Below are 1,161 nucleotides of genomic sequence, written 5' to 3'. Positions count from 1 at the left end.
AACCGGGCTATCGTCGATGACGTTGACCTGGAAGTTGTTCTTGACGATGTCGCCATCGCCGTCGCGGGCGGTTGCCGTGAAGGTGAAGGTCAGCACGTCTTCGTTATTGGAGCCGCTGGCCTTGACCGGATGGTCGAGCACGCCGTCGAGGTCGAAGTCGTAGCGGCCCGAACCGGTATCGGAGAGCGTGACCGTGAACACCGCAGCACCGGTGGCCGAGCCCGCATGGGCAACCAGGACGGTACCGTTGTTGGACAGCGTGTAGACCAGTGCCTGGCCGCCCGAGGTCAGGCTGCCGAGGTCGAGCGTCGTGTTGCCGCTCTTGACCGTCATGAACGCCGCGGCGTCAGCCGCGCTGACCACCGCTGCAGCAACGCTGTTGCTGGCTGCGAACACGATCGAGCGGTCGCCCATCACCTGCGTGCCGGTAAAGCCGCCATTGGCGACCTTGTTGGAGTCGTCGCCGCCCCAGGAGATGTTCAGCGATGCACCGATCTTGTCGGTGATCGGGCCCAGATTGGCCAGCGCGCCCGTCAGTTCGACACCGACCGGGTTGACGTCCTCATTGCCGCCCGAAAGCGCTTCTTCCTCGACATAGCGGCCAAACACGGGGCCGGCGATCGGCGTATCGTCGATCACCTTCACCGTGAAGATCGCCGGATCGGTCGTGTCGCCGTCCGAGTCGGTTGCCGTGAACTGGAAGTTCAGCGCGATCTGGTCTTCGCCCGAAGCCGGGTGATCCAGCGTGTCGACCAGCGTGAACGAGTAGGAGCCGTTGACGTTGTCCGACAGCGTTACCGTGAACACGGTCTGGCCGCCTTCGGTGCCTGCATGTGCCGTCAGGACCGTACCGTCGGCAGACAGCGTATAGACCAGGTCCAGCCCGCGGGAGGACAGATTTTGGGCTTCGAGATTGGCGATCGCATCCGGGCCGAAGGAGACCGAACGGTTGCCGGCGCCAGCGGTGATCGCCTCGTTGTCCGCATTGTCCGAACCCCACGAGATCGCAAGCGTCCCGCCAGTGTTCTGCGTCGTGCGGTCCAGCAGGCCGAACAGAGCGTCGGCGTCGCCGACACCGCTCGTGTCCTCGTTGCCGGCGCCGTTCACGGCACCCTGCTCTTCCTCGACAATGCCGCCCGCAAACGGCGTCCCGATCTTGGC

The 1,161-nt window shown here is 64.7% G+C and carries 1 pseudogene; it reads right to left on the bottom strand.

The window, feature by feature from the left end:
• Positions 1-1,161, bottom strand: a pseudogene (locus tag J2X76_RS31570) (hypothetical protein); the annotation flags it as partial.

Source organism: Neorhizobium sp. 2083, assembly GCF_031455615.1.
In the GTDB taxonomy this organism is placed as follows: Bacteria; Pseudomonadota; Alphaproteobacteria; order Rhizobiales; family Rhizobiaceae; genus Neorhizobium.
Note: the sequence above shows the minus strand (reverse complement) of the source record. Positions and strands in the feature narration are given on the sequence as shown.